17 protein-coding genes and 1 tRNA gene are annotated in these 19,847 nt (G+C 46.8%); 10 read left to right on the top strand and 8 right to left on the bottom strand.

Going from position 1 to position 19,847, the window contains the following annotated elements; genetic code table 11:
• The first annotated feature begins 45 nt into the window (after nucleotides 1-45).
• The 7 genes from ONT19_RS00250 (at nucleotide 46) to ONT19_RS00220 (ending at nucleotide 3,099) form a co-directional block, all read left to right on the top strand.
• On the top strand, nucleotides 46-474 hold the full coding sequence (locus ONT19_RS00250; protein WP_218483458.1) for a DUF7841 family protein: 429 nt from the start codon (nucleotides 46-48) through the stop codon (nucleotides 472-474).
• Between the two features lie 155 nt (nucleotides 475-629).
• Nucleotides 630-851 (top strand): hypothetical protein, encoded by a 222-nt coding sequence (locus tag ONT19_RS00245; RefSeq protein ID WP_153119658.1) that lies wholly within the window; start codon nucleotides 630-632, stop codon nucleotides 849-851.
• Between the two features lie 11 nt (nucleotides 852-862).
• Nucleotides 863-1,069 carry a hypothetical protein gene (locus tag ONT19_RS00240; protein WP_215651857.1) on the top strand — a complete coding sequence of 69 codons (207 nt, stop codon included), beginning with the start codon at nucleotides 863-865 and terminating at the stop codon, nucleotides 1,067-1,069.
• A gap of 156 nt (nucleotides 1,070-1,225) precedes the next feature.
• Nucleotides 1,226-1,453, top strand: a complete 228-nt coding sequence (locus ONT19_RS00235; protein WP_153079313.1) for a hypothetical protein — start codon at nucleotides 1,226-1,228, stop codon at nucleotides 1,451-1,453.
• A gap of 117 nt (nucleotides 1,454-1,570) precedes the next feature.
• Nucleotides 1,571-1,885: a hypothetical protein gene (locus ONT19_RS00230; RefSeq protein WP_264953314.1), complete on the top strand. Its 315-nt coding sequence runs from the start codon at nucleotides 1,571-1,573 to the stop codon at nucleotides 1,883-1,885.
• On the top strand, nucleotides 1,875-2,123 hold the full coding sequence (locus tag ONT19_RS00225; protein ID WP_264953313.1) for a hypothetical protein: 249 nt from the start codon (nucleotides 1,875-1,877) through the stop codon (nucleotides 2,121-2,123). Before ONT19_RS00230 ends, ONT19_RS00225 begins: the two co-directional genes overlap by 11 nt.
• A gap of 28 nt (nucleotides 2,124-2,151) precedes the next feature.
• Nucleotides 2,152-3,099 carry a DUF932 domain-containing protein gene (locus tag ONT19_RS00220; protein ID WP_228115042.1) on the top strand — a complete coding sequence of 316 codons (948 nt, stop codon included), beginning with the start codon at nucleotides 2,152-2,154 and terminating at the stop codon, nucleotides 3,097-3,099.
• Nucleotides 3,100-3,124: 25 nt separating this feature from the next.
• Here ONT19_RS00220 and ONT19_RS00215 read toward each other — a convergent pair whose 3' ends face one another.
• The 5 genes from ONT19_RS00215 to ONT19_RS00195 all read right to left on the bottom strand — a co-directional run bounded on the left by ONT19_RS00215 (nucleotide 3,125) and on the right by ONT19_RS00195 (nucleotide 7,355).
• A complete protein-coding gene (locus ONT19_RS00215) occupies nucleotides 3,125-4,384 on the bottom strand; it encodes a site-specific integrase (RefSeq protein ID WP_264953312.1) in 1,260 nt (419 codons plus the stop codon).
• A gap of 122 nt (nucleotides 4,385-4,506) precedes the next feature.
• Nucleotides 4,507-4,594, bottom strand: a tRNA-Ser gene (locus ONT19_RS00210).
• 140 nt (nucleotides 4,595-4,734) lie between these two features.
• A complete protein-coding gene (locus tag ONT19_RS00205; RefSeq protein ID WP_264953311.1) occupies nucleotides 4,735-5,574 on the bottom strand; it encodes a TatD family hydrolase in 840 nt (279 codons plus the stop codon).
• A 39-nt stretch (nucleotides 5,575-5,613) separates the two neighbouring features.
• Nucleotides 5,614-6,588: a polyprenyl synthetase family protein gene (locus tag ONT19_RS00200; protein WP_118416478.1), complete on the bottom strand. Its 975-nt coding sequence runs from the start codon at nucleotides 6,586-6,588 to the stop codon at nucleotides 5,614-5,616.
• Between the two features lie 41 nt (nucleotides 6,589-6,629).
• Nucleotides 6,630-7,355, bottom strand: a complete 726-nt coding sequence (locus ONT19_RS00195; protein WP_264953310.1) for an energy transducer TonB — start codon at nucleotides 7,353-7,355, stop codon at nucleotides 6,630-6,632.
• 102 nt (nucleotides 7,356-7,457) lie between these two features.
• Here ONT19_RS00195 and porQ point away from each other — a divergent pair, with 102 nt between their 5' ends.
• Nucleotides 7,458-8,405, top strand: coding sequence for a type IX secretion system protein PorQ (porQ, locus tag ONT19_RS00190; RefSeq protein ID WP_264953309.1), 948 nt, complete (start codon nucleotides 7,458-7,460; stop codon nucleotides 8,403-8,405).
• A 69-nt stretch (nucleotides 8,406-8,474) separates the two neighbouring features.
• A complete protein-coding gene (gene cmk, locus ONT19_RS00185) occupies nucleotides 8,475-9,167 on the top strand; it encodes a (d)CMP kinase (RefSeq protein WP_117727261.1) in 693 nt (230 codons plus the stop codon).
• Between the two features lie 409 nt (nucleotides 9,168-9,576).
• Here the strand turns inward: cmk and ONT19_RS00180 are convergent, their stop codons facing one another.
• From ONT19_RS00180 to ONT19_RS00170, 3 genes are read right to left on the bottom strand one after another with little or no spacing between them, the layout of a single operon-like run.
• Entirely contained in the window at nucleotides 9,577-10,467 is an 891-nt protein-coding gene (locus tag ONT19_RS00180; RefSeq protein ID WP_117727328.1) for a 4-hydroxy-3-methylbut-2-enyl diphosphate reductase, read from the bottom strand.
• 13 nt (nucleotides 10,468-10,480) lie between these two features.
• On the bottom strand, nucleotides 10,481-11,545 hold the full coding sequence (locus tag ONT19_RS00175; RefSeq protein ID WP_118153581.1) for a DUF1573 domain-containing protein: 1,065 nt from the start codon (nucleotides 11,543-11,545) through the stop codon (nucleotides 10,481-10,483).
• 41 nt (nucleotides 11,546-11,586) lie between these two features.
• Nucleotides 11,587-17,067: an alpha-2-macroglobulin family protein gene (locus tag ONT19_RS00170; RefSeq protein WP_264953308.1), complete on the bottom strand. Its 5,481-nt coding sequence runs from the start codon at nucleotides 17,065-17,067 to the stop codon at nucleotides 11,587-11,589.
• Nucleotides 17,068-17,226: 159 nt separating this feature from the next.
• Here ONT19_RS00170 and ONT19_RS00165 point away from each other — a divergent pair, with 159 nt between their 5' ends.
• On the top strand, nucleotides 17,227-19,722 hold the full coding sequence (locus ONT19_RS00165; RefSeq protein ID WP_264953307.1) for a GH36-type glycosyl hydrolase domain-containing protein: 2,496 nt from the start codon (nucleotides 17,227-17,229) through the stop codon (nucleotides 19,720-19,722).
• Nucleotides 19,723-19,847: the final 125 nt, after the last annotated feature.

Genomic DNA, 19,847 nt, shown 5'->3' with positions numbered 1-19,847 from the left:
TCGGTGGTGGGGGATTTTTCCCTGCCACCCTTAAAAGAAAGAGCTATGGGAAAATGTAGAATGCCTTTGGATGCTTACGATATGAAGCCAGAAGGAATGATAGCATATCTGAGATATAATGGCTGGCACTTCAACAAGAAGGCTTGCGAATGGGCAGTCAGTCAGATGAGAAAATACAACCCAGTCACCAAAAAGGATGAGGAGGTTGACTATATGGATAAGGAGAAGGTTGAATCCATCCTTACCAAGCAGGGAGTGACACTTGAAAATAATGTAGGCTATGATCATGTCTATGTGGCAAACATGGTTAAGGCTGATTTCTATAAGTCTTCCATCGAGGACGAAGCTCACATGGCTTTGTTCGTGAAAGATATGGTTGATGATACCGATCAGAAGGATGGCTTCATCTTTAACAGATTCTATGCCGATTGCAACCATAATGGCATCGGCATTCCATGGGATGATATTTTATGATAAGTCAAGAGATATATCTAGAAAAGTACGATTGGAAAGTTCTTGTGTTTTACGGTTTGGAATCATCAGATACCGATGAGGTATGCAACTCCCTTGTGCAGATAGGCTGCACAGAAAAGGCAGTCGAAAGCGCAAGGGAGCATTGCTTACGAGGAATGCCGAACACAGGTCTAACCTACTCCAATCTTGCAGGTAGAAAGAGTGTGGTTGCTATTAGCAGGACCACATCAGAATATGAGTTCGTGAATACTGCCACACACGAAATGTTTCATGTTGTCACTCATATCTGCGAATCACTAGGTATTGACTTGAAAGACGAAGAGCCTTGCTATATGATGGGATGGCTCTGCCAGGCAGTTAGTAGGATATTCATTTAAAATTTAGAAATATGACGGACATTAAATTAATGGTGGATGCTGCAAGGCAGCTAAACCAAACTTGGAAAATGAGTAGTAATGATTTGGAGACAGGAAATATCCCAAACGATGTGTATAATGCTTTGTGCGAAGTGGATGAAGCCGTAACCAATCTGATTGACAAAGTCGGCGAAGCTACAAAAATCATTACATTAAGCAGTATCTACAAAAGCGTATAACTCTTTGATACTCAGTGAGTTAAATTTGGTATTTTTAACTAAAATAAAGTGTGGTATATTTGCATATATCACATTTTTTTTGTATCTTTGCATATAGAAAGAGTGGTTATTTTGACTAACCACAGATTATGTTGAACCAATTAAAATCTTAAAAAGATGGAAGAAATTAAGGAAATCAAAAAGAATTATGAAATGGGATTCATTTCGTCCCATGAATTTCTTTGTGAATATGCAGGCGTTCTTTCTAAACTTGGAGCGCAGGGAGAACTGATTGATGCTATGAATACAGTATTAGCTCCGCTTGCAGATTTCATAGTGAAGGACATCTTGAATGCCAGCGATGACGAGAAGAAACAGATTAAGGACTTCTTTAATTTTAAGTAGATATGGGTACCATTCTTTTAATAAACGGATTAATTTTTCTATTTATCGTAGCGATAGTAGATTTAGCAATGAAACATTAATAAAATAAGCCCTCGACAACACGGTCAAGTCACTTATATGAAAGCTATTAAAGTAGCATTATTCTTTGAAATGATGAAGAATATGATGATTCAGTACTCATGCGACGAGTTGCAGGGCACTACTTTCAGAAGTCATTTTGGTGCAGTTGGGTTAGGTGATGCACAGGAACGAAACGGTTTCTTCCTGGCAGCCTATATCACAGACAACTCAGTATCACAGGATATTTTTATGGATTGGGTAAGAATGTATCTTGATGACGCAGTTGTATATAAGTATGATTCTCCTTATCAAGAGAAGGATGTTCCAGAGAAAGAATTAATGTACATAATTGAGATTAAAAATGAAGACTAGTAGCTTATATGTTACCCGCGATGATTCAATGTATGACACAAAGAGCGGGTTTGAGACTTACGAGGAGGCCAATGCCTATCGTGAGGAGTGTCAGAGTGGCTGGATCAATCATGCCGACTATGTTTTTCTTATAACAAGAGACTCTGCCGGGAATTTTGTCAAAGAGACAAACTTGACAAAAGCAACAAAGGAAGAGAGAATCAAGCTTCTTGAAGAAGCAGGCATTCCATTGAAATAATTTGTAACCAATTAAAATATTAAAGATTATGACAACAGCAACAAATTTGAGTAAGGCTGCCGAAGATATGGTAGCAGTTCCTTCTTCAGTTAATGAAGACAAGTTCTTTGATTTCGAGAAAGCCAAGACTCAGGCAATCACTCTCGAACAGTTGAGTCGCACACACCGAGAGGATGATGTTTACGGAAATCCGCTCCGTGGCATCTATCACTTTGACCTTTTCAATAAGGTCATTGATGAGTGTACAGAGCTCGGCTACAATGTGGAGGTTTATGATATGTTTGCAGCACAGAACAGAGACCGTCAGTCGCCTGGAGTGGTTCGCCTCCCACAAGTGGAAGCGGTCAAAGGTCAGCATGCGGTAGAGGCGCATATTCTCCGCCGAGTTTATGCCAATATTCGTATCACTGATTTTGATAATGATGAGACTACTACTAATGTGGCCGTAGCCTTCCATCAGAAAGGTATTCAGATTGGATTCGGTCCGAATGTGATGATTTGCCACAATCAGTGTATGCTCTCTCCAGAACTGTATATGTCCAGCTATTCCGAAAAGGGCAAGAAGGGTTCCGGTATGGAAGTGGCAGCAATGCTTGATACATTAAAGTCATGGCTGGTAGATGCCCGGCACATCATCGAGACTGATCGTGAGCGTATTGCCAAGATGAAGGAGACACGCATTACTGCAGAACAGATGTTCTTGCTCATTGGACTGATGACTGCTACAAGAGTAAAGGCAGATACATCACGAAAGTCTATTCGTGAGAATATCACCTACCCTCTCAATCAGTCACAGATTACACTCTTCACAGAGGATATGCTGGAGGCCTATCACGATAAGGAGTTTGTAACTGCCTGGGATATGTATAATTCTGCTACCAACTTGTATAAGGCTAACAGAATGGATATCCCTGCCCTTTTGCCACAGAACAGGGCAATGGTGAACTTCATGAAGGCCAATGGTCTGATAATTTAATTGGTTCGAAAGGAGCTTCCAAGGGTTAGTCCTTTGGTTGCTCCTTATATAGAACGTAATCCAATACTTTTCTATTTGCATCGTCTATATTGGCAACACTCTTGTCAATATAGATAGCTGTTGTCCTGTTTCCATGGGAATGTCCCAATGCTTCGGCAATGATTTCTTCGGGTATTCCTATGGAGAAGGCTATTGTTGCCCACGTATGCCTAGCCCAATACAGAGAGATATGATCAAACAGAGGATTATGCTTTGTATGATATTCCTTCTGAAAATCATGAGCTTTCTTTTTCTCGTTCCTTTCTTTAGTGACAGGGCCTATTGCCTTTAGTCCCTTGTTTGCCTTGCACACAAATTGCTTGTAGTTTCTCATGTTCTCTGAGAAATTGACTAGCTTTGTCTTTCCTCTATACCTATTTATTATCTGTATAGCTTCCGGTTCCAGTCTGATGCTATACAGTCTTCCGGTCTTCTTTCGTCTATACAGCAATCTTCCATCTACAATATTCTCATCCGTACAATCAAGAATATCGGCAGGGTTTATCCCGATCAAGAAGAATGTAAGCTTGAAATAATCCAGGTACTTCTGCTGCCATGGCTGCACATTATAATTAAATAAGGTACGTAGTTCATCTACAGAAAGAGAACGTTTTTCTGTCTGTTCCGGATTTATATCGAATGTTCTCATCGGATAATGGCTGGTTATCTCATTATCGATAGCATCGTTGAAAACGGCACGTATGTTTCTGAAATGTATATTCCTGGAGTTCTTCTTTAACCCTTGTCTTACCAACTCGGCATCCAACCTTTTCAGCCAATCCTTTGAGATATCTTCAAAAGCGTAGGTATCTACCTTGCTATCGAAATCGCGCATCTTCTTCAAAGTGGTTGCATATATTTCCCTGGTCCTTTGTGCTGAACGACTATTCATATATTCTATATACCTATTTATAAATAAGTCTTTCTTCTTAACATCAGGGTCTAGATAGGCCACAACCTTATTCTTTATCTGCGTTGAAGTCTGTTTAGTAAGTTCTCCCTTCATCTGCAGTTCCAATATAGCATTTTCAATCTCTACCAATTTGTTCTTGACAAATATTTCCAATCTCTGCTTGTTTGGCGCATCAACTATTCTTTGTTTCTTGACATCCCATTGTTCCTTTTTCAATTTGACACCAAGAGGAATATAAGCTGCCTGTCGCTTCTTCGTAATGGCAACTTTGAGCGGTGCAGGCTCTCCGTCCTTGACCGCTCTTGTATCTAAGTATAGTTTCGTTGTTATCATTTGCAAGCTATTTGCAAGCAGAATTGTGCAAAAATGTGCAAAAATGTGCAAGAATGTGCAGGATTCTACTTAGTTGGATAAAATACGATGTTTTGGAAACACCTAATTTTCAGTGATTTCTGCGGAAAGAGGGGGATTCGAACCCCCGATTCCCTTTAGGGGAATACACGCTTTCCAGGCGTGCCTCTTCAGCCACTCGAGCACCTTTCCATATTCCGAAGAACTCTTCTTAATCGCCGCAACATGCTGCTGCAACAATTTCGAAGTGCAAAATTATTGCTTTTCCTCCGAAATACCATAACTTTCATTGTTTTTTTATGTTTATTTAAGGAGTTTTGAACGCTTGCGTCCTATACTTGCGATACGGATAGCGGAAAAACCCGCTCTGCATTGAGGTTAGTCTGTCGGGCAAACTCCTCTTCGCTTATGCCATAAGCCTTGGCGAGCGTCTTCATCACTTCTACCACGAAAGCGCTTTCGTTGCGTTTTCCGCGATAAGGAACAGGCGCCATATACGGACTGTCGGTCTCCAGAACGATGCGATCCAGAGGAACTACAGCAGGCAGGTCTTCTCTGAGATGGCTGCTCTTGAAAGTAGATACGCCACCGATGCCCAATACAAACTTATCGAAGGAGAGCAGTTCTTCGGCTTCCTTCTGATTGCCCGTAAAGCAATGGAAGACGCCACCCGGCAGTTCTTTCTCATACTTTCTGAGCAGATGTACCATCTCGTTCTGCGCCTTGCGGCAATGAATCATCAGCGGGAGCTGGGTTTCTACCGACCATTTTACCTGTTCCTCGAAAGCCTCCAACTGCTCATGCTCGAACTCACGGCTCCAGTAATAATCAAGTCCTACCTCTCCGATAGCAATCAAGTCTGAAAACTGAGGAGAACCACCCACCTGACAGGCATTACCGGTCATGCGATGCTCCTCCAGTATCTTCCGGAGTTCAGCCAGCTGTTCCTTCCAGTCAGCCTTCACCTCTTCAGGATGCAGACCAATCATCGGATAAGCATAGCCCGGATATTCCTTAGCCAATGCCAGTACCGCGTGTGTGGTCTTCACGTCGATGGCAGGCAAGAACACCTTGCCTACCCCCGCTTCCTTGGCACGGGCGAAAGCCTCCGCCCTATCCTCATCAAACTCCTCCGCATCAAAATGCGTATGTGTATCTATTACTTTGAACATTGCCCTATCAACTGTCAACTATAAACTATTAACTATCAACTAGTACTGTCGCTTCATCATTTTCTGAGCATACTTTGCCAATTCCTCCTTACGCTCAGCAGGCACATTCACGGCATCCAGATACTTCTTGCTCTGCTCGAAATAATAAGCAATCTTATCCTGCGCCATTTTGTCGATACCTATCTCGTTGTAAAGACGGGTAACGGCAGCCACCTTCTCCTTGCGGTCGAAATCCTTGGCATCAACCCACTTCTGCAGTTCTGCACGCTGAGCGTCGTTGGCATGGTTGAAGGCATTGATGAGCATGTAAGTCTTCTTGTTGGATGTGATATCACCACCAATCTCCTTACCGAACACCTTGGTATCGCCGTAAACATCGAGGTAATCATCCTGCAACTGGAACGCCAATCCAATCTGCTCGCCAAACTTATACAGGTTCTCTGCATCCTCATCAGAAGCATCGGCAAGGATAGCACCCATCTTCAGGGCACAAGCCAGGAGAACGCTGGTCTTGAGGCGGATCATCTCGATATATTCCTCCTCCTTCACATCGTTACGGTTTTCAAACTCCATATCAAACTGCTGACCTTCACCAATTTCCAGGGCAGTGGTCGTAAAGAGTTTCAACACCTTGGCAAGATGCTTTTCATCACATTGAGCCATACGCTCATAAGCCAGAACGAGCATGCTGTCGCCCGAAAGGATTGCCGTATTGGCATCCCATTTCTTATGAACCGTTTCATGACCGCGACGCAAATCAGCATTGTCCATCAGGTCATCATGCAGCAAAGTATAGTTATGATAAGTTTCCAGGGCAACGGCATTCATCAGAATCTTCTCAGGATTGTCCTTGAAAAGATTGTAGCCCAGAAGCATGAGCGTAGGACGAATACGCTTGCCACCCATAGAAAGAACGTATCTGATAGGCTCATAAAGAGACTTTGGCTTTCTTTCGTAAGGCAAATTAGCCAGAAACTCATTTACCATGCTTAAAATTTCATCTGCTGTCTTCATAATAATGTATAATTTATAATGTATAATTTACAATGAATAATTTATAGCTGGAACACTACCGGGATGGCAATCATCGTGCGACAGACCTTGCCTTTATCGATGCCCGGCTTCCACTTCGGCATCATCTTCATCACCCTCAAAGCCTCGTTGTCGAGCAATGGATCTACCGAAGTGCTTACCTTAATATTGGCAACACTACCATCCTTGTTTACGATAAAGGATACCACTACGGTTCCCTGAATCCTACTCTTCTGGGCAGCTACAGGGTACTTCAGGTTCTTGGTAAGCCACTGCATGAAGGCAGACCAGCCACCAGGAAACTGCGGTATCTTCTGCACGACGGTCAGTTTGATAGGAGCCTCAACTCCTGGATTCTCAATGGGAGTTTCAGGAACCGCTTCCTTCACCTCAGATCCATCCACTACACCCGAGCCGTCGCCGATAACCAGTTCGCTGGTTGTAGAACTGATTTTCTGCGGTGCCTTCTGAGTCTGTTGCTCGGCAGCCTTCACTTCCTGGGTAATTGACTTAGAAGCAGGAGCCGAAACAGCCTCTGCACTCACCATATCTTTCTGGTCGGGTCGAGCCGACATTTCCAGATCCTGTGCAAGATCTTCCATCGATTCAGACAAGTCATCATCTCCCTGCGGACCTCTCTGATATTGGAGTCCTACGAAGATGAAAGTAAAAGCCAGCAGCAACCCCAGCAGGAAAAATGTAACCCGCTTATCTTCCAGTTGTGCGCTATTTGATTTCTTAATTTCCACAATAAAAACCGTTTAAAATCGTTATTTCCTACGAAAACATTGCAAATTTACTTCTTATTATTGAAAAAAGCAGTATCTTTGCCAAAGAATTAGAAAATTTAAATGAAAAAATATGTAATTTCCGCAATATTGACGCTTTTTGCGACAATTATTGATGCTCAAGAGAGCCAAACGGGGTATAATTTCCTTCGCTTGCCGGTGAGTGCTCACGCAGCAGCTCTGGGTGGCGACAACATCACCTTGATAGAAGATGATGAGGCACTCATATTCCATAATCCGGCTCTCCTGGCTTCGGTAAGCGACAAGACGGTCAATCTCAATTATATGAACTATATGTCGGGGGTGAATACTGCCTCGGCTAGTTTCAACCGTATTGTCAACGACAAGGCTTCGTGGGCTGTTTCGGCTCAGCTTGTTGACTACGGAAAGATGAAAGAGACGGACGAGAACAACATCCAGATGGGTGAGTTCTCGGCAAAGGATATTGCCGTTGCGGGTTACTTCTCTTATATGCTCGGTGAGAAATTCGCAGGTGGTATTGCCGCCAAATTCATCACTTCGTATATTGGCGATTACAATTCTATCGCTGTGGGAGTGGATCTGGGTATCAACTATTACGACCCGGAAACGGAATGGTCGGTTTCATGTGCGGCAAAGAATCTGGGTGGACAGCTGAAAGCCTACGATAATGAATACGAGAAGATGCCTATCGACCTGCAGTTGGGTGTGACGAAACGCTTCGCCAACGCACCGTTCAGGGTATCAGCCACACTGGTCAACCTGAACCATTGGGACAGCAGTCTTCGTGATCATGCCGTAGTAGGTGCCGACATTCTGCTTTCGGAGAGCCTGTGGATAGGTGCCGGCTACAACTTCCGGAGAGCCAACGAGATGAAAATCAGCACCTCAGAAGATGAGGAAAGCAGTCATGGAGCCGGTTTCTCTGTGGGTGGCGGTATCAACCTGGAGCGCTTCCATCTGAACGTTGCCTACGGCAAATATCACGTCAGTAGCAGCAGTCTCATGCTGAACGTAAGTTACAGATTATAAATTGTACATGATAAATTGTACATGATAAATTGTACATGATAAATTATACATTAAAATTAGTTCGAAATTATGAAGAAAATAACAATAGCAATAGACGGATACTCTTCTTGCGGTAAGAGTACGATGGCAAAGGATCTTGCCAAGGAAATAGGTTATGTTTATGTAGATACGGGCGCAATGTACCGCTCGGTAACTCTCTATGCGCTGCGTCATCAGCTCTTCGAAGCAGATGGAGCCGTAAAGACAGAAGAACTGCAGAAGGAGATGAAGAACATCAGCATCTCATTCAAGTTTAATGCAACAACCGGTCGCCCAGACTGCTATCTGAACGGCGAACTGGTAGAAAAGGAAATCCGTTCGTTAGAGGTTTCCAACCACGTTAGTCCGATTGCCGCCGTTCCTTTCGTCAGAGAGGCGCTGGTAGAACAGCAGCAGAAGATGGGCGAAGACAAGGGCATCGTGATGGATGGTCGCGATATAGGTACCACCGTGTTCCCTAATGCCGAACTGAAGATTTTCGTTACAGCCAGCTCACAGGTGAGAGCACAGCGCCGTTTCGATGAACTGAAGGAGAAAGGAATGCCAGCCGACTTCGATGCGATTCTGAAGAATGTAGAGGAGCGCGACTATATCGATACCCACCGCGAGACTTCCCCACTCAGAAAGGCTGATGATGCCATTACGCTCGACAACAGCAACATGACCATTCCTGAACAGAAGGCATGGCTGATGGAACAATATCAAAAGGCAATAGCAGAATAAGCTACAGAAAAGAGACTGCCGGGTTATTTATGCAAAAATACGTTAAAGATACTACTTTTACCGATAAATTTATTTTATTCGATGAAAAAGATTTGGGAAAAAAACTTCAATGTAGTATCTTTGCAACCATATTAACAAGGTAGTAATGATATAGATTATAAATTTTGAGTTAATTACTGTTTTTTGAAGGTGATAGGTCTTCGGGAGAAGATTTATCACCTGTTTTATTTTCAGACAGTTTATAAAAAATGAACCCACTTGACGTCGTAAAACACGACACCAAATGGGTTAACTAATTAACAACCAACATATTAAGTTTTTCAATCAACGATAGAACTATCCTATACCCTTGTTACCGCAAAACGCGGTAGCAAGGTGGTTAACTAACTAACAATCAACGCATTAAATCTTACAGTAAGAGAGCAGAACTATCGTTGATAATCTTCTCCTTGCACTCTTCCATCAGCCACTTCGGCGTACTGGTAGCGCCACAGATACCTACCGTTTCCACATCCTTGAACCAGTTCATATCTATCTCGTCGGCACTTTCTATCTGGTAGCTGTTGGCATTCACACTCTTGCATTCCTTGAAAAGCACCTTACCGTTCGAACTCTTTCTGCCACTCACAAAGAGGATGACATCATGCTTGCTGGCAAAGGCAGCGATGTTAGGCATGCGGTTAGCCACCTGACGGCAGATGGTATCGAAACTCTTGAAGACAGCACCCTCAACAATATGCTCCTGGCAGTATTCGATGATGCGGTGGAACTCATCGAGACTCTTGGTAGTCTGGGAGTAAAGATAGATATCTTTAGAGAAATCCAGCTGACCGCTTTCCTTCAACTGCTTCACATCCTCAAACTTCTCTACCACGATGGCATGACTCTCCGTCTGCCCCACCAGTCCGAGCACCTCAGCATGCCCGTTCTTGCCGAAAATCACGATCTGTGCCTCCGGATTGTTGACATATTGCTTCTTGATGCGGCGCTGCAACTGGAGCACCACAGGACAGGTAGCATCGATGATTTCAATGTTGTTTCGCTCGGCAAGGGCATAAGTTTCAGGCGGTTCACCATGAGCACGGAGCAAGACCTTTACGCCCTGCAGTTCCTCCATCTGCTCATGGTCTATCGTGATGAGTCCCGCTTCATGCAGGCGCTCCACCTCCATACCGTTATGCACAATATCGCCCAGGCAGTAAAGTTTACCGCCCTTAGCCAACTCCTCTTCAGCTTTCTTGATGGCAGTGGTTACGCCAAAGCAGAACCCACTGCCGTTATCTATTTCTATCTGCACGATATTCGTTTTTAATTCATTGTACATTAATCTTCACCACCACCTTAGCATGGTCAGGATCATTCGTAATCATGAGGATACGAGGGTGTCTGACACGCGATTTCTTCAAGTCGGCAGCCACAGCCGTCACCTTCATCTTAACGGTCTCTCCTGGCTGAATCTTACTCTTCTTCAGGTTCACCTGCAAGCCCATCGTAAACATCTGCATGCTGCGGATATCCAGTTCCGACTTACCCTTATTGGTAATCAGAATCTCACCCTTCAGTTTCTTCTTTCCATTGAAACTACCCAGATTGAGATCGGTGGCAGACATCTCTAGCTTCGGAGCCAGTGCCTTCCTGGCTGGAGTCATGTTCTCGAAACCAGGAAGAAGAACGGCTGAAACCACGATTTCCTTCTCAGGCGCAATCTTATCGCCAGGACGCTCACCGAGATAAACCGAAGTCTGGTTCAATCCCAGGTCACGCAGTTTCTTGGAATCCAGCACGAAACTGATTTCGGCAGAATGACGCGGAGCCACCTTGGAAGGCGATACGAAAGCATGAAGATAGGATGGCAGATGCATCACTACCGGCTCCAGTAATTCGTCGGTAGGATTGAAGATATGGATGCGCTGAACCGGACGGTCGCCACGGTTCACGTCATCAAACTCCACCTCCTGGGCATCACTCTTGATGACACCCAGCATCTCATCGTAAGAACCAGCGAAATCTACTACGCTGCCCACTACCTTTCCCCTCATAGAGAGGATGAACGGCTCTTCATCCGCATTGGTATAGAGGCAAACCTGCTTGGTGAAAGTACCCATCTGCTTGGCATCGTATACCGCCTTGATGACGAAACTTTCGCCGGCAGCTATGCCCGTCTTCGGATAATCTACCTCCGTACAGCCGCAGCTTTTCAACACATTGTTGATAACCAAAGGCTTGTGCCCGTCATTCTTCAGCACGAATTCGGCAGTTACAGGCTTGCGGAACACCACCTGTCCGCAGTCTACCACCTCGTGCTGGGTTGTAATCTTCTGTGCTGATGCAGGCAGCGCCAACAGCGCTGAGAGCATCCATATATTCATCCGTTTCATACTATTCTATTTTAAATTATCAATCTATAAACTATAAACTATTAATTGTTAACTCTCAACTCATACGTCTCTGTGCGGCCACCAAATTCCGGACTGTAGGTACACTCAGCGGTGCAAGTTCCGCTCTGATAGTCGCCCTTTCTATCCACGTAATACTCCATTTCTACGATGTGCTTACCTTTAGATAAACGATCGAAATAGAAATTTGTTGCATGATCTCTTGGAGAAACATAGCAGCCTATGCCCCACTGATAACCGCTCTTCTGGTTAACCGGTTCCAGACATGCCGCACGCTTATCCGTAATCTGCACAAAGTCGTAGTCGCGGTCGGCGGTAATGATGAGCGTTACCTTCACCTTCTCACCTACCTTCGCCTGCGCCTTGCCCTTGCTCTCAGATTCGGCAGGAACGATGACACGGCGCACCTTGATGCCCGACTCCATAGAACCGATTTCGCTGATAGGCTGCTTAAACTCTGCATAGACAGCACCCCAGCTGGTATAATCGCTCTTTTTGTCGATGCTCAGCTTAGATGCCTTGCCCGTCTTTTCGGTCTTCACATAGCCCAAAGTAGTGGAATCCTGCGGCATCGGCAGCAGCTTGCCATCCAGTTTCAGAACGGCATTCTCAGCCTTCCTGCTCCAGTTGCTCTCATTGCCCTTCATAAAGGCGTAAACAGCATCCACGGTGTTCACCGGCGTATCCCAAACCTGGGTGCGCTTCGACATCAGGAGCCAGCGCTGCAGTTCCTCTATGGTCTGCTTGTCGTTCGGCTTCAGCATCTGCATCGCCTCTATCACGGATACCTGGGTAGGAATCTTGTAGTTTCTCCAGCTGTAGAGTGCCTTGCGGGTATCGTAGTAGCGGCCCATCTCCTCGCGGTAAACGGCATATTCGTTCACGCTCTGCAGATATTCGCCAGCCTTCTCGCGGTAAGCAGCATTCTGCTGGCTGTTTCTGGCGAGAACCACGGCAGCACGCGCCTTGCCATAGATGGAGAAATCACCGGTCATCTTCGACATCTTATCCAGGAGATAAGCCTTATCCTGCTCCAGATTCTGTTTCATCTTTCTGCCATCCATCGAAAGGATGTAGAGATAATGCAGCGCCTGTTCGCTAGGACTCACCTTCTGCTTTTTCTCCTCCTGCTTCTTCATTTCTCTTACTTCCTGTGCTGTCTGCCAGGAGAGATAATCAATGGCGGAAGTCAGCATCTTGGCGGTTGATTTCTGCACACCTGCGATGGCATTCAATCGAACCATCATTTCGGCTACCGACGTTGTCATATACCGGCTGCCCTTCATGCCCTTCCACCAGGAGAAGGAACCGTTAGGGTTCTGCAACTTCTTCAGCTTCTCCACCTGATTCTGCAGACGGATGCTCTCCTGAGAGAGATTCTTCTGAGAATGATTATCCAAAGAGAGAGTCTTCTGGATATGGGTGGTGATGGTATTGGCATAGATGGCAGACATCAGCGAGATGGCGTTCTCCTCATCCGGATTGCTGATAGCTGGCAGCGCCTTCACCATCAGCCAACTAGGATTGTTGGTATACTCGATGGTTACCTTTGCCTCTTCAGCGCCCTTCGCCTGCTTGCCCTCCTTGTTCAGGAAGAGTTTGCTCAGGTCGAAGTTCTGCTCACCCTTCTGATGCAGGGTGATAGGCAGGGTGTTCACCACGAGTTCACGGTTGCTCAAAACCGGCAGATAGTGCTGCTCACCATCGCTGTAGCCATTACCGGCAGCCACCACCTTATTAATATATACGCCTTCTTTCAGTCCCTGGACATCAAAGGAGATGGTAGCAGAGCCCTCGGCATCGATGCTGTAGTTCTGCGTCTTCTGCCAAACCACCTTGTTGGTCTCTGGGTCGAGAATCTGCATACGGGCGTTGCCGCTCACCTTCTTGTCGGAAGTATTGAAGAGTTTCACCACGATGGTGCTCTTATCGCCCTCACGCAGGAAGCGAGGCATGTTAGGCTGCACCATCACGGTTTTCTGAGCCACAGCCTCATCCACCAGCAAACCGTTGCGCATCTCCTTGTCATGAGCCAAGCCCATGAACTTCCAGGTAGTCACGCTCTCCGGCAGGGTAAATCTGATGGCTACGTTGCCATTGTTGTCGCTCTCCAAGGCAGGATAGAAGAAGGCGGTCTCGTTCAGGTTCTCGCGCACCTGCACCTGGTCGAGGAACAGTCCTGCGTCTGAGCCTGAACCGCCAGCAAACTGCGGCATCTCCTCTACTGCATCAAAAACCTTGTTGGCAGATGGAGCAGCCGCTGCAACACGAATCATATTACTCCCACGAGTTTTCATGACTCTCCCTTCTTCCTGAACCAGCTCGTCTTTCTGTATACGAACAGCCTCAACGGTTCTGCCAGAAGAACGTTCCAACTTGCTCAGTTCCACCGCTTGCATATAAGCATAATAGCTAAAGAATTTGCCATCAAACTTATCTACATCCAGTCCCCTCTCGTCATAATACTTGGTAGGATAAACGCCATTCAAGTATAATGAACGGAAAGTGAGGTTGTCCTCCCAGTAGCAGTCTGGCAAACTCTGATAGAAGCCCAGGGAGAAATTCCAGGAATGCGGGGCTATCTGGTCGAGCGACTTGTCATAGAGTACGCTCATCAGCTGCGCCTTGGCTGGCTTGCCGTCAGGGGTGGTAATCTTCAGCGTCCACTCCTCCTTCTGTCCAGGGGTCAGACGGTTGCGGAAGGTCTTCCAGGCGATATTCAGTTTCTTCTCAGGCAAAGGACGGGCGATGCTCATCATTCGGGTATAGCACTTGCCTTGCTTCACGAAACTATAGTTCAGTACGATGCCCGACGCATATTCCTCCTTGTAGGTGAAAGGCAGGGTCACGATACTGTCGCCCAACTCCCAGGCACCCTTCTCCAGCAGTTTGTTGCCGGCGATGATGGAATATACGATGTGCGCTCCGTTCTCCGAAGAGCCCACCTGGATATAGACCGGCTTGCCATCACGAGGGAAGGTCTTCGCCGTCTGATAATACCATTCGGTAGTTGGCTCCACCGGATGGGTATCCTTCATGCTGAAAAGGGTGAACTTCTGCTGCAGGGTATCCTGTCCGCAGATTGCCTCCAGCTGATGTACGCCAGATTTCCAAACGAGGGAAGAAGAGGCAGAGGAAGAAGCATATTCCTTGATAGAAACCGGTGCATTCGCCTCGGCATCCTTCCATTCGCCTTCATCAATGCGATATTTCAACCTGCTCGAAATCGGCATTCCACTGGCATTGCGGTAAGCAAAGGTCACCGTCTTCAGACTGTCTGCCTCGATACGCTTAGGAAGATTCACCGTGAGGATGGTTGGTTTGGTGCCCAGAGGCAGACTCATTACACCCTCGTGGCTCTCACCGCTAATGTCGGTAACGATGGCTGAGACCTCGAAGTTGAAGAAACGGGCGATGCGCATGAAATCGCTCATATCAGCCTCGTCTTTTTCTGACAAGGAAGCCTCCAGCGGAATCTCTACGTCGAAGGTTCCGTCCTCACGAGTCACGCAACTGTCAGTCTTCACCAACTGTCCGGCAGAGCCTGCACCCCACCACCAGAGCTGATTTCTGCGGGTCACCTGATACTCCACCTTGGCACCCTGCACCGGCACTCCGGCATAGGTCTTGGCTGAAGCTTTCACCACCACGGTGTCGCCCCAGGTATATTTCTCGTTCACCTTCGGGAAGGTAATCTCGAAGGTTGGACGCTTGTATTCCTCAACTCTGAAATATTCGCTTGCTGTACCATTCACGGAGATGGAATACTGTCCTGTCTTTCCCTCCTTCGGGAGTTCGAAATCTACCGAAGCCGTACCATATTCATCGGTCGTAACCTTCTGTTCTGCCACCTGCTTCCAGTTGGCATCACTCAGGACAAACTTCAGTTCCATACTCTTTCCTGGCACGCTGGCATCCAACCCCTTCTTGACAGTATAGGAAATGGCTGAGGCATGTACCTTCTGCCCCGGGCGATAGATGGCACGATCGGTATAAACCTGATATTTAGTCTCGTTATCCTTCTTCTCATAATAGCGGGTACGGCTGAGATAGATGTACTTGGCTGGCGTAAACTTGTCATTGTTGGTAGAAACCAATACCTCTCCATCCACATTCTTGAAGTAAGCCTCTCCGTTCTCATCGGTTGTCAAGCGGGCATGTACCGTTCGTTTGTCCTTCTTCGTCTTGAAATCATAATCCTTTTCATAGAGTTCTATCTTCGCCCCAGCAATAGGCTGTCCGTCTGTAGCATTCACCACCACATAGCGATGTTTATCATCCGGCAACTGCTGGATCATCACCGCCAGATTGCTGACATAGAAGAGCTGTCGCTGCGGAGCGATGCCGGTATTATCCGAAGTAACCTCCATCAGATAGGCACCCAGCGGCAGATTGCCACCGATTTCGATGGAATCCTTCACCTCTTCGTAATTCGGACGACCATAGTAGTTCCTGCTGAAATCCTTCTGATGCAGCTTCGTAGTCTTTTTCAGAAGCATCTTATAGGTAGCCTCATTCTGAACATCATACTCATTATCTGCCGTGATGTTGAGGCGGGAAATGCTAACCTTCAGGTTCTGGAGATTGCGCACGTTCAGATGCACCCACTTCCTTTCTGAAGGACGAAGCACCAATGGCATATCCTTCACCCGGAACATCGGTTCGGTGAGTCGCTTCTGCGCATTTCTCAATTCGTTCATTCTCGACCATCCCCCCCAACGGCTCAGCGCATAGTTGATATAGTTGAGCTTATCCTGCGGTTTGGCATCGGTAGCCCCTTCCATGAAGCGAAAATGCTCCACGGCAAGTTCGCCTGCCTCCGGAATATCCTGATAAACCTGGATGAGCGAGTCGATGGTCTGCAGATACTTCGATTTCTTCACCTCTCTCACGTCGTCCTGGCGGTATTTCTCGATGAGCTTATAGGCACAGAGACAAGCCGCACCCCTATTTCCCACCTTATTATAATAGGTGTACAGCAGATGGTACGCCTCCTTGCTGTCTGCCTCGAATCCGATGAGATGCAGCAGATCGTTGTTAAAGGAACTGCCATCCACGCCTTTCAGCGTCAATGGAACATACTCTGTAGATGTATGTCGAGCAAGGAGTTCAGGCTGTTCCAGGGCTTTCTTGAAGAATTCCTGGCTTTTCTTTTCGTTCATATCACGATACACATTGCCCAGCACAGCATATCTCACGGCCTTCAACGCCGGGCCCTTCACCTTCAGCACCTCGGCTTCCATCCGCTTCACATGGGGCGTCAGCGAGTCGGGCGAAATCTCTCTCCAGAGTATCGCCTGCCGCATCTCAGCCGCCAGCAGCTGCCCGTAATCTTTGGCAGCCGAAGCCTTGGCGATGATTTTCTTCATCACCGCGATTTCGCTCTTAGGCTGGTCCTTCTGAGCATTGATTTCAGCTTGCTTCCACAAGTTGTCGTATGTCTGAGCCGCTACCTGCAAGGTTGCAAAGAGGGCTACCAGAAGTGATAAAATGTTTCTTTTCATAAGCCAACAGTATAAAATGTTAATGGAATGATGATAATCATCAAACTTTTCATTGCAAAAATACAAAAAAAAACTGTTTTCTAACCCCGAAACTGAAACTTTTTACTATCTTTGCACGAAAATAATATATTTTACCTAGAAATAAACATTAAAAAAACAATGGCAGAAAAAAAGTATGGTCATTTTGATGACGCCAATCGCGAATACGTGATTACTGATCCAAAGACTCCATGGCCTTGGATCAATTATTTGGGTAACGAGGATTTCTTCTCGCTCATCTCAAACACTGCAGGTGGTTATTCCTTCTACAAGGATGCCAAGTTCCGTCGCATCACTCGTTATCGCTACAATGGTGTGCCGATGGATAACGGCGGTCGCTATTTCTATATCAAAGATGGCGATACCGTATGGAACCCGGGATGGAAACCTTGCAAGACACCGCTCGACAGCTACGAGTGCCGCCACGGCATGAACTATACCCGCATCACGGGCAGCAAGAACGGCGTAGAGGCTAGTGTGCTCTTCTTCGTTCCGCTCCATACATGGGCTGAGGTGCAGAAGATGACGCTGAAGAACCAGACTAAGGAGGTGAAGACCCTCAAGGTGTTCTCCTTTGCTGAATGGTGCCTCTGGAATGCTGCTACCGACATGGAGAACTTCCAGCGCAACTTCTCAACGGGCGAGGTGGAGGTAGAAGGCTCTACCCTCTATCACAAGACCGAATATCGTGAGCGCCGCAACCACTATGCTTTCTACACAGTGAACACCGAGATTCAGGGCTACGATACCGACCGCGAGAGCTTCATCGGACTCTACAACGAGTTTTCCGAGCCTGAGGCTGTGATGGAAGGCAAGCCACGCAACAGCTTTGCCCACGGCTGGAGCCCTATCGCATCTCATTATATCGAGGTTACCCTGCAGCCAGGCGAGAGCCGCGACCTCATCTTCCTTTTGGGATATGTGGAGAACGAGCAGGACAAGAAGTTCAGCGCCAAGAAGGTAATCAACAAGGAGAAAGCTCATCAGCTTATCGCCAAGTTTGATACCACCGAAAAGGTGGATGCTGCCTTCGCAGAACTCAACCAATACTGGGATAACCTGCTGAACATCTTCACCGTGAAGAGCGGCAACGATAAGTTAGACCGTATGGTGAACATCTGGAACCAGTATCAGTGCATGATCACCTTCTGTATGTCGCGTTCGGCAAGTTTCTTCGAGAGCGGCATCGGTCGAGGCATGGGCTTCCGCGATTCCAACCAGGACCTCGTAGGTTTCGTTCATCAGATACCTACCCGTGCCCGCCAGCGCATCATCGACATCGCCAGCACCCAGTTCCCTGACGGTGGCTGCTACCACCAGTATCAGCCGCTCACCAAACGCGGCAACAACGATATCGGTGGCGGTTTCAACGACGACCCATGCTGGCTCATCTTCGGTACCGTAGCCTATATCAAGGAGACGGGCGACTTCTCTATCCTCGCTGAGCAGGTGCCTTTCGACAACCAGCCAGGCACAGAAGTAAGCCTCTTCGAGCACCTCAAGATTTCGATGAACCATGTTATCAACAACCTGGGTCCACATAAGTTGCCACTCATCGGAAGAGCCGACTGGAACGACTGTCTGAACCTGAACTGCTTCTCCTGGGACCCTAACGAGAGTTTCCAGACCACCGAAAACAAGGGCGAAGGAAGCAAGGCAGAGAGTCTGATGATAGCCGGTCTGTTCGTCGTTACCGGCAAGGATTATGTGGCTCTGTGCAAGCAGCTTGCCAAGGAAGCTATGGAAAGCAAGGAGGGCGAAATAGCCGGTCTTGCAGAGGAAGATTATTTGACAGAAGCCGAGCGCATGCAGCAGGCTGTAGATGAGATGAACGAGGCTGTGAAGCAGCATGGATGGGACGGTGAATGGTTCCTCCGCGCTTACGATTTCTTCGGCAACAAGATTGGTAGTGATGAGAACGAGGAAGGCAAAATCTTCATCGAAAGCCAGGGCTGGTGTACGATGGCTGGTATCGGTCTGGAAGAAGGACTCTGCGATAAAGCACTGGATAGCAGCAAGAAACGACTGGAATGCGAACACGGACTGGTGCTGAACAACCCAGCCTACACTACCTATCATGTAGAAATGGGTGAGATTTCTTCTTATCCTGAAGGCTACAAGGAGAACGCCGGTATCTTCTGCCACAACAATCCTTGGGTCATCATCGGAGAGACTGTAGCCGGCAGAGGCAACGATGCCTGGAGCCATTATACCAAGATTCTGCCTAGCTATGTAGAGGAAAAATATCAGACACTTCACAAGGTAGAACCTTACGTAAACTGCCAGATGGTAGCCGGTAAGGATGCAGCCAAACCGGGCGAAGGAAAGAACTCCTGGCTTACCGGTACAGCGGCATGGATGTGGTATACAGTATCAGAATTCATCCTCGGCATCAAGCCAGATTATGAAGGTTTGCTCATCGATCCTTGTCTCCCAAGCACCGCTAAGGAGTATGAGGTAACCCGCAAGTTCCGTGGTGGCGAATACCATATCACAGTAAAGAATCCTAACGGAAACCAGAAGGGCGTGAAGCAGATTACAGTGGATGGCACTCCTATCTCAGGCACCATCATTCCTTGCTCTGAAGGCAAGCATGAAGTAGTGGTTGAGATGTAAATCAGCCAGATCTCATCAAGTTACGATTTGAAAGTTCAATGTAACGAAACTCCTTTTCATACCCATACGTCGTGTTTCACGACGTATGGGTATCACAATAAACACTTGACCCCTTATTTCAGGGG

Source organism: Segatella copri, assembly GCF_026015625.1.
GTDB lineage: Bacteria > Bacteroidota > Bacteroidia > Bacteroidales > Bacteroidaceae > Prevotella > Prevotella copri_H.
The sequence above is the reverse complement of the archived record's forward strand: the minus strand, read 5'-3'. Positions and strand labels throughout refer to the sequence as shown.